14 protein-coding genes are annotated in these 12,960 nt (G+C 73.3%); 8 read left to right on the forward strand and 6 right to left on the reverse strand.

The window, feature by feature from the left end:
• Positions 1-17 precede the first annotated feature (17 nt).
• Positions 18-725, reverse strand: coding sequence for a CGNR zinc finger domain-containing protein (locus tag ACFV8H_RS14175; RefSeq protein ID WP_380399487.1), 708 nt, complete (start codon positions 723-725; stop codon positions 18-20).
• Positions 726-905: 180 nt separating this feature from the next.
• On the opposite strand from ACFV8H_RS14175, the gene ACFV8H_RS14180 reads away from it, so the two are divergent.
• Entirely contained in the window at positions 906-1,358 is a 453-nt protein-coding gene (locus tag ACFV8H_RS14180) for a GatB/YqeY domain-containing protein (protein ID WP_375887651.1), read from the forward strand.
• A 129-nt stretch (positions 1,359-1,487) separates the two neighbouring features.
• Here the strand turns inward: ACFV8H_RS14180 and ACFV8H_RS14185 are convergent, their stop codons facing one another.
• A complete protein-coding gene (locus ACFV8H_RS14185; protein ID WP_380399489.1) occupies positions 1,488-3,743 on the reverse strand; it encodes a transglycosylase domain-containing protein in 2,256 nt (751 codons plus the stop codon).
• Positions 3,744-4,247: 504 nt separating this feature from the next.
• On the opposite strand from ACFV8H_RS14185, the gene ACFV8H_RS14190 reads away from it, so the two are divergent.
• Complete coding sequence (locus ACFV8H_RS14190) at positions 4,248-4,571, forward strand: WhiB family transcriptional regulator (protein ID WP_033333275.1); 324 nt, start codon at positions 4,248-4,250, stop codon at positions 4,569-4,571.
• 156 nt (positions 4,572-4,727) lie between these two features.
• Here ACFV8H_RS14190 and ACFV8H_RS14195 read toward each other — a convergent pair whose 3' ends face one another.
• Both ACFV8H_RS14195 and ACFV8H_RS14200 read right to left on the reverse strand, forming a co-directional pair.
• Positions 4,728-5,855, reverse strand: a complete 1,128-nt coding sequence (locus tag ACFV8H_RS14195) for an ArsA family ATPase (protein WP_380399617.1) — start codon at positions 5,853-5,855, stop codon at positions 4,728-4,730.
• 83 nt (positions 5,856-5,938) lie between these two features.
• Positions 5,939-7,012 (reverse strand): ArsA-related P-loop ATPase, encoded by a 1,074-nt coding sequence (locus ACFV8H_RS14200; protein WP_380399491.1) that lies wholly within the window; start codon positions 7,010-7,012, stop codon positions 5,939-5,941.
• Between the two features lie 338 nt (positions 7,013-7,350).
• Between ACFV8H_RS14200 and ACFV8H_RS14205 the strand changes: the two genes are divergently transcribed.
• The 5 genes from ACFV8H_RS14205 (at position 7,351) to ACFV8H_RS14225 (ending at position 10,063) form a co-directional block, all read left to right on the forward strand.
• Positions 7,351-7,509, forward strand: a complete 159-nt coding sequence (locus ACFV8H_RS14205) for a DUF4177 domain-containing protein (protein WP_094743074.1) — start codon at positions 7,351-7,353, stop codon at positions 7,507-7,509.
• The gene (locus ACFV8H_RS14210) at positions 7,506-7,973 is read left to right on the forward strand and encodes a RidA family protein (RefSeq protein ID WP_360227042.1); all 468 of its coding nucleotides are present in this window, start codon (positions 7,506-7,508) and stop codon (positions 7,971-7,973) included. Before ACFV8H_RS14205 ends, ACFV8H_RS14210 begins: the two co-directional genes overlap by 4 nt.
• 69 nt (positions 7,974-8,042) lie before the next feature.
• Positions 8,043-8,912: an NUDIX hydrolase gene (locus ACFV8H_RS14215; protein ID WP_380399493.1), complete on the forward strand. Its 870-nt coding sequence runs from the start codon at positions 8,043-8,045 to the stop codon at positions 8,910-8,912.
• A gap of 94 nt (positions 8,913-9,006) precedes the next feature.
• The gene (locus ACFV8H_RS14220) at positions 9,007-9,180 is read left to right on the forward strand and encodes a hypothetical protein (protein WP_380399495.1); all 174 of its coding nucleotides are present in this window, start codon (positions 9,007-9,009) and stop codon (positions 9,178-9,180) included.
• 49 nt (positions 9,181-9,229) lie between these two features.
• Entirely contained in the window at positions 9,230-10,063 is an 834-nt protein-coding gene (locus tag ACFV8H_RS14225; RefSeq protein WP_375887634.1) for an MBL fold metallo-hydrolase, read from the forward strand.
• A gap of 102 nt (positions 10,064-10,165) precedes the next feature.
• Here ACFV8H_RS14225 and ACFV8H_RS14230 read toward each other — a convergent pair whose 3' ends face one another.
• Together ACFV8H_RS14230 and ACFV8H_RS14235 are read right to left on the reverse strand one after the other, a co-directional pair.
• The gene (locus ACFV8H_RS14230) at positions 10,166-10,840 is read right to left on the reverse strand and encodes a Crp/Fnr family transcriptional regulator (RefSeq protein WP_030288117.1); all 675 of its coding nucleotides are present in this window, start codon (positions 10,838-10,840) and stop codon (positions 10,166-10,168) included.
• A gap of 152 nt (positions 10,841-10,992) precedes the next feature.
• Positions 10,993-12,030: a DUF5937 family protein gene (locus ACFV8H_RS14235; RefSeq protein WP_380399497.1), complete on the reverse strand. Its 1,038-nt coding sequence runs from the start codon at positions 12,028-12,030 to the stop codon at positions 10,993-10,995.
• Positions 12,031-12,140: 110 nt separating this feature from the next.
• Between ACFV8H_RS14235 and ACFV8H_RS14240 the strand changes: the two genes are divergently transcribed.
• On the forward strand, positions 12,141-12,959 hold the full coding sequence (locus tag ACFV8H_RS14240; protein WP_380399498.1) for an isocitrate lyase/phosphoenolpyruvate mutase family protein: 819 nt from the start codon (positions 12,141-12,143) through the stop codon (positions 12,957-12,959).
• Position 12,960 lies beyond the last annotated feature (1 nt).

The raw sequence follows: 12,960 nt of genomic DNA on the forward strand, positions 1-12,960 counted from the left end.
TGCTCTCAGACGGTGGATCAGCTGGTGAACGTCCGGTGGCACGGTGCGGACACGGCCACCGTGACCTGCACCGGGTCGACCGGGGCAACGGGGTCGACCGGGGCAACGGGGTCGGTGTCCCGGCGGGCGCGCAGGGCCCGGACCTTGTTGCGGTTGCCGCAGCGTTCCATCGAGCACCAGCGCCGCCGCCCGGGCCGCGAGGTGTCGACGAAGAGCAGCCGGCAGTCGTGCGCCCGGCATTCCCGGATCCGGTCGGCGTGCGGGCCGGTGAGCAGGGCGATGGCGTCCCGGGCGAGGGTGGAGACGAGCTGGGCGCCGTCGGCGGGCAGCGGGGCGGCCGCGGTGCCGTCCGGGGCGATCCGGGGGACGAGCGGGGGGTGGGCGGCGGCCCGGTTGAGGGCGGTGCGGTCCATGGGGTCGCCGGGGCGGCCGTGGGCGCGGTCGGCGGCCAGGCGCCAGAGGGCGTCGCGCAGGGTGCGGGCGGCGCCGAGCTGGCCTTCGGTGATCCGTACGGTGCCGGCGGGCAGCCGCAGCCGGGAGCGCGTGAGCCAGTCGGTGAGGTCGGACGGGTGGTGCAGCACTTCGTACCGGGCGTAGGGGCCGGGGCCGCCGGTGGTGAGCAGTTCCAGGCAGAGGGCGCCGGGGTCGAAGTGGAAGCGGGCGCCGGCGGCCGTGGTGAGGACCAGGCCGGTCGGGTGTTCCGCGGCGCCGTCTCCGTCGGTCATGTAACCAGGGTAGGTGGTTACGGATCCGGCGGTCGCGGCCGACCGTTGACGGCGGTGCTTGACGGCGGTGCTTGACGGCGGTGCTTGACGGCGGTGATTGACGGCAGCCGTTGACGGCAAGCGTTGACGGCAGCCGTTAATGGCAAGCGACGGAACGCCCCAGGTGGGAGACTCGGGCCCATGACGACGCTCAAGGCGCAGCTGCAGGAGGACCTCACGGCTGCCATCAAGGACCGGGACGAGCTGCACTCGTCCACCATCCGGCTCACGCTTTCCGCCGTCACCAGCGAGGAGGTGGCGGGCAAGGAGAAGCGCGAGCTGTCCGACGCCGAGGTGCTGAAGGTGATCACCCGCGAGGCGAAGAAGCGTCGCGAGGCGGCCGAGGCCTTCGACCAGGCCGGCCGGGTGGAGCAGGCCGCGCGCGAGCGCGCCGAGGGCGAGGTACTGGCGGGTTACCTGCCGAAGCAGCTCTCGGACGAGGAGCTGGCCGCGATCGTGGCCGCCGCCGTGGCCGAGAGCGGGGCGAGCGGTCCGCAGGCGATGGGCGCCGTGATGAAGCTGGTGAAGCCGAAGGTGGACGGTCTGGCCGAGGGCGGCCGGGTGGCCGCCGCGGTGAAGGCCGCGCTGCTCTGAGCTGCCCGCCGCCACCGCTGTCGCCGCCGTAGCCGCAGTGACGGCCGTACCGCCGACACGGCGAAGGGGCGCCCTCCGGAAGATCCGGAGGGCGCCCCTTCGCCGTCGTACCGGGCGGTGCCGGGTCGGTCAGTGCCTGCCGCCGTTGCCGTTCCCGTTGCCATTGCCGTTACCGCCCCCGCCGATCATGCCCGGCGGGAGGGTGAACCCTCCCCCTATCACCCCACCGGGGTTACCGGGGTTCCCGCCGCCCGGTGCGGGCGGCGGCGGGTTCTGGGCGCCCGGCTGCTGGGCGTTCGGGTCGGTGGTCGGGCTGGCGCCCGCCGGCGGGGTGGCCGGCTGGGGGTCCGGGATGTTGGTGGTCTGGATGGACTCCAGCGGCGAGCCCTTGAGCGCCTGGTTCATGGCCATCTGCCAGATCGGGCCGGGGCCGTCGGCGCCGAACACCTCGTCGAAGTGCTTGCCGCCGATGTTGATGTTCTTCATCTTGACGCCGCCGGCGGGGCCGCCGAGCCAGACCGCGGTGGCCAGCGACGGGGTGTAGCCGTCGAACCAGGCGGCCTTCTTCTCGTCGGTGGTACCGGTCTTGCCGGCGATCTTGCGGCCGTCGTCGAGGCCGAGGGCGGCCGCGGTGCCCTTCTCGGTCACGTTGAGCAGGACGGTGTTGAGCGAGTCCGCGGTCGACTCGGAGAAGGCCTGGCTGCACTGGGACTGCGGGACCTTGAGCTCCTTGCCGTCGACCGTGGTGATCTTGTTGATCGCGATCGGGGTGCAGTACTTGCCGCGGGCGGCGAAGGTCGCGTAGACGTTCGCCATGGTCAGCGGGGAGAGCTCCAGGGTGCCGAGGACCATCGAGGGCACCTCCTGGAACTGGTCGCCCTTCGCCGACTGGGTGATGCCCAGCTTGTTGGCCATCTGCTTCATCGCGCAGAGGCCGACCTGCTGCTCCATCTGCACGAAGTACGTGTTGACCGAGAGCGCCATGGCCTGCTTGAGCTCGTACGGGCCGACCTCGCCGGTCGACTCGTTCTTCACCGTGGCCTTGGGCTTGTCGGTGTTCTTCCAGGTGCTGTTGCAGGTCGACATCTGGGGGTAGTCGATCTTGTTCTCGGACGGGAACGACTGGGTGTTCGACATGCCCGCCTCCAGCGCCGCCGCGGCGAGGATCGGCTTGAAGGTCGAACCGGTCTGGAAGCCGTTGCCGCCGCCCATCGAGGCGTCGACGTTGAGGTTGACGACGGTCTGGTTCTTGTTCGGGTCCAGGCCGTACGGGCGGGTCTGGGCCATCGCCAGGATCTTGCCGGTGCCGGGCTCCATCATGGTCGCCGCGGCCGACACCTGGTCGGTCACGTTGACCTTCTTGGTGACGGCGTTCTGGGCGGCGGCCTGCTTGTCCGGGTCCAGCGTGGTGTAGATGTTCAGACCGCCGGTGTCCCACAGCTTCTTGCGGTCGTCGGCGTTCTTGCCGAAGGCCGGGTCCTGCTTGACCACGTGGCGCACGTAGTCGCAGAAGAAGCCCATGCCCGCCTGGGCGGTGATGCAGCCGTTCTGCGGGTCCTTGTACTTGAGACCCAGCGGGGCGGCCTTCGCCTCGGCCGCCTGCTGGGGAGTGATGTGCTTGTTCTCCAGCATCTTGTCGATGACGACGTTGCGGCGCTTCACCGTGTTGTCGGGGTAGCGCACCGGGTCGTACTGCGACGGGTTCTGGACCACGCCGGCGAGGGTGGCGGCCTCGGCGACGGTCAGGTCCTTGTTGCTCTTGCTGAAGTAGCGCTGGGACGCGGCCTCGACCCCGTAGGCCTGGTGGCCGTAGAAGGTGATGTTGAGGTAGTTGGTGAGGATCTGATCCTTGGTCAGGTCCTCCTCCAGCTTGATCGCGACCTTGAGCTCCTGGATCTTGCGGCCCAGGGTCTTGCGCTGGGCCTCCAGGACGGCCGCCTGGTCGTCGCCGGCCTTCTCCACGTTGACGTTCTTGACGTACTGCTGGGTCAGCGTGGAGGCGCCCTGGGAGGCGGTGCCGCTCTCCGCGTTCTTGCCGACGGCGCGCAGGACACCCTTGAGGTCGACGGCGCCGTGCTCGTAGAAGCGGGCGTCCTCGATGTCCACCTGGGCGTGCCGCATGAAGGGCGACATCTGGTCGGCGGTGAGGACGGTGCGGTCGCGCTCGTAGACCTTGGCGATCAGGCCGCCCTTGGCGTCGAAGATCTGGGTCGCCTGGGTGAGCGGCGGGGTCTTGAAGTCGTCGGGGATGTTCTGGAAGCTCTCCGCCGTGTCCTTGGCGGTCAGGCCCATGGCACCGACGGCAGGCAGGGCGAGGCCTGCCAGCAGGACTCCGGAGAGCACGCTGACGCCCAGGAACTTCACGCCGTTGCCGACGTGGTCCATCGGTGATCCGCCGCTCTTGCGTCGCGGAGCTCCGGGATTGCCTGGGGGCTGGGGTGCCGATGGGCGCTTCGGTGCCATGGGGAGAACCCTACGTCCCCGATTCCCGTACATCGGGGCAGGTGTTCGCCTAGGCTTGTCACAAGCTTGCGACAGCTTCGGTGCGTCAACATCGCTCACTCTTGTGAGTGCGGAGACTTGCCCGAATTGCTCACCCTTGTCCGGGTTTTGAGGCAGCTGTGGCCTGTTGTGTTCGAGTGAACGGTTGCGCTGCGTGACGGCGCCTGCGGCGAGAGTGGGGGCCTCGCGGCTCGCAAGTGCCGCGACCTGCGATCACTCCAACGAGTGAGATGACAGATACCCATAGTCCGATCGGGTCATTCGAGATTGAGCCCGAAGGGGCTGTTGCAAGCAGTCCATCTTCCGTAACGTCCTCAACTGGCAACGGTGAATATGCCGTTGCCGCCGTGGGGGAGCCTCGAATCATCGGGAGAGGACGGCGCCGGCATGGGCTGGGTTGACGACTGGAGTGCGCAGGCCGCCTGCCGCACGAGTGATCCGGACGAACTGTTCGTCCAGGGGGCGGCACAGAACCGGGCGAAGGCGGTGTGCAGTGGGTGCCCCGTCCGGACGGAGTGCCTCGCGGACGCGCTGGACAACCGGGTGGAGTTCGGGGTGTGGGGCGGGATGACGGAACGCGAGCGCCGGGCGCTGCTGCGCCGCCGCCCGACGGTCATGTCGTGGCGGAGGCTGCTGGAGACCGCCCGCACCGAGTACGAGGAGTCCCTCGCGACCGGCGTGATACTGACGGACTACGCCCAGGCGGGCTGACCCGGGCCGCACCTCGCGGTCCGGGGCTCCCCCCGTTCCGGCCCGGACCACCCGGCCGGAGTGCCCGGACCACTCGGACCACCCGGCCCGGCCCCCACCGGCCCCGGCCCGGACTGCGTCGCGCCACCAGCCGGCCCCCACCGGCCCCGGCCCGGACTACGCCGCGCCGCCGAGCCGGCCCCCGATGGCCCGCAGCCCGTCCAGGTCGTGGACGTCACCCGGCAGCGCGGCCACCTCCACGATCGGCACGTCCGGGTACACCGAGACGAACCGGTCCCGGGTCCGCCGTTCGCGCCCCATGATCTGCATCCGCTCGGCGTGCAGCCGCAGCAGTCCGGCCGCCAGCAGCTCCGCCTCCGGCGAGGAGTGCTCCGAGCCGTTCTCCTCCAGGGCCTCGGCCGCCGCCAGCGCCCGCTCCGCGGTGAGCTGCGGCGCGCCCGTGCTGTGCACCCGGTTGAGCACCAGTCCGGCCAGCGGCATCCGGTCCGCGGCGAGCCGGTCCACGAAGTACGCCGCCTCGCGCAGCGCGTCCCGCTCCGGCGCCGCCACCACCAGGAACGCCGTGCCCGGCGCCTTCAACAGCTGGTAGGTGCGGTCGGCGCGCTCGCGGAAGCCGCCGAACATCGAGTCCATCGCGCTGACGAAGGTCTGTACGTCGGTGAGCAGCTGGGCGCCGAAGATCTTGCCCAGGGTGCCGGTGAGCAGGCCCATCCCGGCGTTGAGGAAGCGCATCGCGCTGCGGCCGCCGACCTTGGCGGGCGCGGTCAGGATCCGGATCACCCGGCCGTCCAGGAAGGACCCGAGCCGGTTGGGGGCGTCCAGGAAGTCCAGCGCCGAGCGGGACGGCGGGGTGTCCACGACGATGAGGTCCCACTCCTCGGCGGCGCGCAGCTGCCCGAGCTTCTCCATCGCCATGTACTCCTGCGTGCCCGCGAAACCGGCCGACAGGGACTGGTAGAACGGGTTCTCCATGATCGCCCTGGCCCGTTCGGGCTCGGCGTGGGCCAGCACGACCTCGTCGAAGGTCCGCTTCATGTCGAGCATCATGGCGTGGAGCCGGCCGTCCCCGGCCACCCCCTTGACCACCCGGGGGGTGTTGTCCAGTTCGGTCAGACCCATGGACTGGGCCAGCCGCCGGGCCGGGTCGATGGTCAGCACCACGACCTTGCGGCCGCGCTCGGCGGCCCGCAGACCGATCGCCGCGGCGGTGGTGGTCTTGCCGACGCCGCCGGAGCCGCAGCAGACGATGATCCGGGTCTTCGGGTCGTCGATCAGCTCGTCCACCGCGAGCCGGTTCCCGCCGTTGCCACCACCGCGGCCCTCGCCGCCGCCAACGCCACTGCCGCCGCTGCCGCCGTTCGCCGGAGTCACGCCGCCCCCTGCCGCTTGAGTTCGCCCGCCAGCCGGTACAGCCCGCCGAGGTCCACGCCCTCGCCCAGCAAGGGGAGTTCGTACGTCGGGAGCCGCAGCTGCTGCAGGTCGGCCCGTTGCGCGCGCTCCAGCTCGACCCGCTCGGCGTGCTCCCTGGCCTGCTCCAGCAGCGGGTCGATCAGCGGCTCGACCGCCGCCCGGACCGTCTCCGCCTTGCGCGAGCGCCCGCCCAGCCCGGCCTCGCCGAGCGCCAGCGCGACCTCCTCGCGGTGGTCCCCGTCCACTGCGGCCACCGCAGCCGCGTCCAGCAGCGGGGGCCGGACCATGTTGACCATCACCCCGCCCACCGGGAGCTTCGCCTCGCGCAGTTCCGCGAAGCCGTCGACCGTCTCCTGCACCGGCATCTCCTCCAGCAGGGTGACCAGGTGCACCGCCGTCTCCGGGGACCGCAGCACCCGCATCACGGCCTGCGCCTGGGTGTGTATCGGGCCGATCCGGGCCAGCCCGGCGACCTCGGAGTTGACGTTCAGGAACCGGGTGATCCGCCCGGTCGGCGGGGCGTCCATCACCACCGCGTCGTAGCGCCGCCGCCCGTCCGGGCCCTTGCGGCGGGCCGCCTCGCAGGCCTTGCCGGTGAGCAGCACGTCCCGTACGCCGGGGGCGACGGTGGTGGCGAAGTCGACGAAGCCGACCTTCTGCAGCGCCTTGCCGGCCCGGCCGAGCTTGTAGAACATCTCCAGGTACTCGAGCAGCGCCAGCTCGGTGTCGATCGCCAGCGCGAGCACCTCGCCGGGCCCGCCCTCGCCGGCCGGCAGCCCCAGTTGGGGGCGGGAGACCGAGGCGATCCGGCGCTCCTCGTAGGGGAGGGCGGCGATCCCGAACAGTTCGGCGATGCCCTGCCGCCCCTCGACCTCGATCAGCAGCACCCGATTGCCGTCGGCGGCCAGGGCCAGCGCCAACGCGGCGGCCAGCGTGGTCTTCCCGGTGCCGCCCTTGCCGCTGACCACGTGCAGCCGGACCCCCTCCCAGTCGGGGTCGCGCCGGGTCGCCTGGCCGGGGGTGCGTGCCACGCTGCGTCTCCGTCCGTCTCCGTCCCTGCGGGCGCCCCTCCTGCGGGGTGCCCCTGCCGAGGGGGCCGCTCGCGGACGAGGGCGCCCCTCCACGAGGGTGCCGCTCCGTACGGACGCCCCTCCCTGCGGGTGCCCCCTCGCGAGGACGCCCTCTCGCGAGGGTAACCAGGGAGCGCTCCCGATGCCCGGAGCACCTGGGGTGCCAGGACTGAATCATGCCCCCTTTGTGCTCCACCTCACACGCCGGTCGGCGAGGGCCCGTACGGCGGCCTGTGCGGCGGCCCGTACGGCGGCCCGGGCGGCGGCGATCGCCGGGACACCTCGTCTAGAGTCTGGCCATGACCAAGTGGGAATACATGACGGCGCCCCTGCTGGTGCACGCCACCAAGCAGATCCTGGACAACTTCGGCGAGGACGGCTGGGAGCTGGTCCAGGTCGTGCCCGGCCCGAACCCGGAGCAGCTGGTGGCCTACTTCAAGCGGGAGAAGAACGCATGAGCAAGGTCGAGTCGAAGCTCGCCGAGCTGGGCCTGACCCTGCCGCCGGTGGCCGCCCCGGTCGCCGCCTACGTGCCGGCCGTCCGGTCCGGTGAGTTCGTGTTCACCTCCGGCCAGCTGCCGGTCGTCGGCGGCAAGCTGGTGAGCACCGGCAAGGTCGGTGCCGAGGTGTCCCCGGAGGAGGCCAAGGAGCTCGCGCAGACCTGCGCGCTGAACGCCCTGGCCGCCGTGAAGTCGGTGATCGGCGACCTGGACCTGATCGAGCAGGTCGTGAAGGTGGTCGGCTTCGTCGCCTCCGCCCCCGACTTCATCGGCCAGCCCGCCGTGATCAACGGTGCCAGTGAGCTGCTCGGCACCGTGCTGGGCGAGGCCGGTGTGCACGCCCGCAGCGCCGTCGGCGTCGCGGTGCTGCCGCTGGACGCCCCGGTCGAGGTCGAGCTCCAGGTGCGCGTCAAGAGCGCCTGACCCCGAGCGTGATCACGAAGGCGGGGTCGGGCCTGTCCAACCCCGCCTTCGTGCGCTTAGCATCCGGGCATGGACCATCGAGCAACGACGCTCCCGATGCCGCCCGGCTGGCCCGCCCGGATCCGGGCGGTCGACTCCGGCCTGCTCACCCCGGCGGTGGCCAGACCCGCCGCGACGGTCGTGCTGCTGCGCGACGCCGCCGACGGGCCGGAGGCCTACCTGCTGCGCCGCCGCACCTCGATGGCCTTCGCGGCCGGGATGTACGCCTACCCGGGCGGCGGGGTGGACCCGCGGGACGCCGAGGTCGAGACCGGCTGGGCCGGGCCCTCGCCCGAGGAGTGGGCGCAGCGGCTCGGGGTGGACGCCCAGACGGCGCGGGCGGTGGTCTGCGCGGCGGTGCGCGAGACCTTCGAGGAGGCCGGCGTGCTGTTGGCCGGGCCGGACCCGGAGAGCGTCGCCGCGCCGCGCGACTGGTCCGCGGAGCGGGCCGCGCTGGAGGCGCACGAGCTGTCCTTCGCCGAGTTCCTGCGGGACCACGGCCTGGTGCTGCGCAGTGACCTGCTGGGCGGCTGGGCCCGCTGGATCACCCCGGAGTTCGAGGAGCGGCGCTACGACACCTGGTTCTTCGTCGCCGCCCTGCCGGCCGGGCAGCGCGCGGCGCTGGAGGTCGGCGAGGCCGACCGGGTCGCCTGGCTGACGCCCGCCGAAGCGGTCCGGGGGCACCGGGAGGGCCGGTTCGGCATGCTGCCGCCGACGGTCACGGTGCTGCGCGAGCTGTCGTCGGTGCGGACCACCGCCGAGGCACTGGCCGCGGCCGCCGACCGGGCACTGGAGCCGGTGCTGGGCCGGGCCGAGGTCCGCGGCGACCGGATGACGGTCCGCTGGCCCGGGTACGACGAACTGACCATCGACGGGGAGTTCCCCGCCGAGGGATCCTGACCCCCTCCGTACGAGAACCCCTCCGTACGAACCCCCTCGTACCGACCGTTGCACGACGCTTCGAGAGACGCCGACCGGAAAGGACCGACGACCGATGGACCACGACGATGTGGCTCGCCGGACGGCCCCCGAGCTGCCCGCCCGCCGAGTGACCCCCCGTTCCGCGGCCTGTGACGGTCCGGTCCCGTTCGTCGAGGTCGCCCAGCGCGCCCTCGTCCGGGCCCTGCCGCTGCGGGCCCTGCACCGCGGCCTGGAGGGCAACCGGTGAGCGGGCGGAGCGGGCGGAGCGGGCGGATCGTCGAGGGGCGCGTGGCGGCATGAGCGGAGTCCTGCCGGGCGACCCCGCCGCGGTGGTGGGCGGGGAGGCCACCGCCCGGGCGCTGTGCGTGCTGGCGCCGAACCCGTCGCCGATGACCCTGGACGGCACCAACACCTGGCTGCTCTCCGAGCCCGGTTCGGACCTCGCCGTGGTGATCGACCCCGGCCCGCTGCACGAGGGCCACCTGCGCCGGGTGCTCGACCTCGCCGAGGAGCGCGGCAAGCGGATCGCGCTCACCCTGCTGACCCACGGCCACGCCGACCACTCCGAGGGCGCGGCCCGGTTCGCCGAGCTGACCGGCACCGAGGTGCGGGCCCTGGACCCGGCGCACCGGCTGGGCTCCGAGGGCCTGGTCGGCGGCCAGCGGCTGGACGTCGGCGGCCTCGACCTGCGGGTGGTCGCCACCCCCGGCCACACCTCGGACTCGCTGACCTTCCACCTGCCGGACGACGGCGCGGTCCTCACCGGGGACACCGTGCTCGGCCGCGGCACCACGATGGTCGCCCACCCGGACGGCCGGCTCGGGGACTACCTGGACTCGCTGCGCCACCTGCACACGATGGCCTCCGCGCACGGCGTGCGGACGGTGCTGCCCGGCCACGGTCCGGTGCTCGCGGACGCGCTGGGCGCGGTCGACTACTACCTGGCGCACCGGGCCACCCGGCTCGCCCAGGTGGAGACGGCGGTCGAGGCGGGCTGCCGGACGGCCGCCGAGGTGGTCGCCCGGGTCTACGCGGACGTGGACCGGGCGCTCTGGCCGGCCGCCGAGCTGTCGGTGCGGGCCCAGCTGGAGTACCTGGAGGACCACGGGCTGATCCCGGACCAGGGCTGACCCCGGTCCGGGACCTAACCGGCCCCGGACCAGCCCCGGACCGGTCCGGGAACGCCGAAGGGCCCGTCCGGCTCGGACGGGCCCTTCGCGGTGCTCGGATCGTCAGCGCGAGCGGCGCGACAGCCGCTCGACGTCCAGCAGCACCACCGCGCGTGCCTCCAGCTTCAGCCAGCCGCGGCCGGCGAAGTCGGCGAGCGCCTTGTTGACCGTCTCGCGGGAGGCGCCGACCAGCTGGGCCAGCTCCTCCTGGGTGAGGTCGTGGGCGACGTGGATGCCCTCCTCGGACTGCACGCCGAAGCGGCGGGAGAGGTCCAGCAGGGCCTTGGCGACACGCCCGGGCACGTCGGAGAAGACCAGGTCGGACATCACGTCGTTGGTCCGGCGCAGTCGGCGGGCGATGGCCCGCAGCAGCGCGATGGAGACCTCGGGGCGGGCGTGCAGCCAGGGCTGCAGGTCGCCGTGGCCGAGGCCGAGCAGCTTGACCTCGGTCAGCGCGCTGGCGGTGGCGGTGCGCGGGCCCGGGTCGAACAGCGACAGCTCGCCGATCATCTCGCTGGGGCCGAGCACGGCCAGCATGTTCTCGCGGCCGTCCGGCGAGGCACGGTGCAGCTTGACCTTGCCCTCGGCGACGACGTACAGCCGGTCGCCCGGGTCGCCCTCGTGGAACAGCGACTCACCACGGGCGAGGGTGACCTCGGTCATGGAAGCGCGCAGCTCGCCGGCCTGTTCGTCGTCGAGTGCCGCGAAGAGTGCGGCGCGCCGCAGAACGTCGTCCACGTGCTTCCTCCTTCTCGGCCGTCCGGCGGGTGGGCCGTCCGGCGCAAGTTCCGTTCAGTGTTCTGCATCACCAAGCATGGCGCATGTCGCTCCGATCATATGAGGAGGGGGTGTGTCCGGGTGTGCCGTGCGGGGCCATTCGTACCGGCGGGTCACGGGGCGGGGCGCCCGGCGGCGGCCGTCCGGTCGCCTTCCCGTCCGTCCTGATCGAACAGGGAGTCGCCCACGGCGGTGCGGGCGGAGAGGACGGCGTGCCCGGCCCGGTGGGCGCTGGTCAGGCCGGCCGTACGCAGGGCGGCGAGGTGCTGGGAGACGGCGGCGGGGGACAGTCCGGTCCGGCGGGCCAGCTCGGTGGTCGAGGCCGGGGAGTCCAGTTCGGCCAGCAGCCGAGCCCGGGAGCGGCCGAGGACGGCGGCCAGCGCGTCGGTGCGCGCGGCCGAGCCCGGGCGCTCCTCCCAGAGCGCGGCCGTGCCGCGCGCCGGGTAGACCAGCTGCGGCGGGTCCGGCGGCAGCATCCGGGTGAGCACCCGCGGCCAGGCGAAGGCCGAGGGGACCAGCAGCAGTCCGGCCGCGGCGTTCAGCCGGTTCACCGCGCAGTGGCGGTCCTCCAGGCGCAGTGCGGTGCCGTCCCAGCGGACCGTCCCGTGCAGGTCGTCCAGCATCCGCGCGCTGCCGTGCTCGGCGGCCTGCCGGGAGCGGTGGAAGACGTCCGCGGCCAGCAGCGCGCTGATCCGGGCCCAGTACGGGGCGAGCGCCAGCTCCCAGTACGCCTCGATCTCGGCGGCCAGCCGGGGCAGCTGGCCCGCCGGGTCGCGGTGCAGCGGTTCCAGGCCGGCGGGCAGCCGGCCGCCGGCCTCGGCGGCCAGGATGTCGAGGTCGGCGCGGACCTGCCCGGCGCCGGTCGCGGTGATCGCGGCCAGCTCCTCGGCGAGCCTGGTCGAGCAACCCGCCGGGGCGGGGTTGAGGAAGTCGGGCAGGTGGCCCTCGGGCGGGACCATCGCGGCCAGTCGTCCCCGGTCCAGTCCGGCGGCGGCCAGCCGTTCGCGCACCTGGCCGGCCCAGCGGCGGTGCAGCGCCGGGACGGGGGAGCGGGCCAGGGCGCGCAGGCTGGTCACCACCTCCTGCATCGGGCTGACCGCGAACCGGGTCAGCGCCAAGTCCTGGGTGGAGAAGTGGAGTTCCGTCCGCACGCCGCGGCCCCTTCGGAAGATTCGGCCCCAGCTTAATCACTGGTGGCGGCCCGGAGCGGGGCGCAGGATGCCTGCGTTCCCACCGATCCGTACGAAAGCCGGTGACCACCATGTCCACCACCCCCGAGGCCCGCGAGCGGGCGCTGCGGCTGCGCGAACTCCTCGCGGAGGGCGTGCTCGTCCTGCCCAACGCCTGGGACGCGGGCAGCGCCGCGGTGATCGCCTCGGCCGGCGCCCGGGCCATCGCCACCACCAGCGGCGGCGTCTCCTGGTCGCTCGGACACGGCGACGGCCAGCGGATGGACCGGGCGGCAGCGGTCGCGGCGGCCCGCCGGGTCGTCGCCGCGGTGGACCTGCCGGTCACCGTCGACGCCGAGGGCGGCTACGGGCCGCTGCCCGCCGACGTGGCCGCGACCGTCACCGAACTGGTCGGCGCCGGCGCGGCCGGGGTCAACCTGGAGGACTCGACGGCCGTCGGCGGGCCGCTGTTCCCGGTGGCCGCGCAGGCCGAGCGGCTGCGCGCGGCCCGGACGGCGGCCGCGGCGGCCGGACTGCCCGAGCTGCTGGTCAACGCCCGGACCGACGTCTTCCTGTTCGGACTGGGCGGGCTCGACGACGTGCTGGCCCGGGCCGAGGCCTACGCGCAGGCGGGCGCCGACGGCCTGTTCGTCCCCGGGCTGCTGGACCTCGACCTGCTCACCGAGCTGTGCCGGCGCTCCCCGCTGCCGGTGAACGCGATGGCCGGGCCGGGCGGGCCGACCGTCGCCGAGCTGGCCGCCACCGGGGTACGGCGGATCAGCGTCGGCACCGGCCTCGCCCAGGCCGCGTACACGGTGGCCCACCGGGCCGCCGTCGAGCTGCTCGGCGCCGGGACGCTGACGGAGCTCGACGGGGCGCTCGGGTTCGGGGAGCTGAACGGGCTCTACTGAC

Origin of the sequence: Kitasatospora sp. NPDC059827 (assembly GCF_042731675.1) — a bacterium.
In the GTDB taxonomy this organism is placed as follows: domain Bacteria; phylum Actinomycetota; class Actinomycetes; order Streptomycetales; family Streptomycetaceae; genus Kitasatospora.

Coding starts and splice junctions, on each gene's coding strand:
- ACFV8H_RS14210 (WP_360227042.1), top strand. CDS start 7,506: ATGAGCAAGGTCGAGTCGAAGCTCGCCGAGCTGGGCCTGACCCTGCCG.
- ACFV8H_RS14185 (WP_380399489.1), bottom strand. CDS start 3,743: ATGGACCACGTCGGCAACGGCGTGAAGTTCCTGGGCGTCAGCGTGCTC.
- ACFV8H_RS14215 (WP_380399493.1), top strand. CDS start 8,043: ATGGACCATCGAGCAACGACGCTCCCGATGCCGCCCGGCTGGCCCGCC.
- ACFV8H_RS14190 (WP_033333275.1), top strand. CDS start 4,248: ATGGGCTGGGTTGACGACTGGAGTGCGCAGGCCGCCTGCCGCACGAGT.
- ACFV8H_RS14175 (WP_380399487.1), bottom strand. CDS start 725: ATGACCGACGGAGACGGCGCCGCGGAACACCCGACCGGCCTGGTCCTC.
- ACFV8H_RS14225 (WP_375887634.1), top strand. CDS start 9,230: ATGAGCGGAGTCCTGCCGGGCGACCCCGCCGCGGTGGTGGGCGGGGAG.
- ACFV8H_RS14220 (WP_380399495.1), top strand. CDS start 9,007: ATGGACCACGACGATGTGGCTCGCCGGACGGCCCCCGAGCTGCCCGCC.
- ACFV8H_RS14240 (WP_380399498.1), top strand. CDS start 12,141: ATGTCCACCACCCCCGAGGCCCGCGAGCGGGCGCTGCGGCTGCGCGAA.
- ACFV8H_RS14180 (WP_375887651.1), top strand. CDS start 906: ATGACGACGCTCAAGGCGCAGCTGCAGGAGGACCTCACGGCTGCCATC.
- ACFV8H_RS14205 (WP_094743074.1), top strand. CDS start 7,351: ATGACCAAGTGGGAATACATGACGGCGCCCCTGCTGGTGCACGCCACC.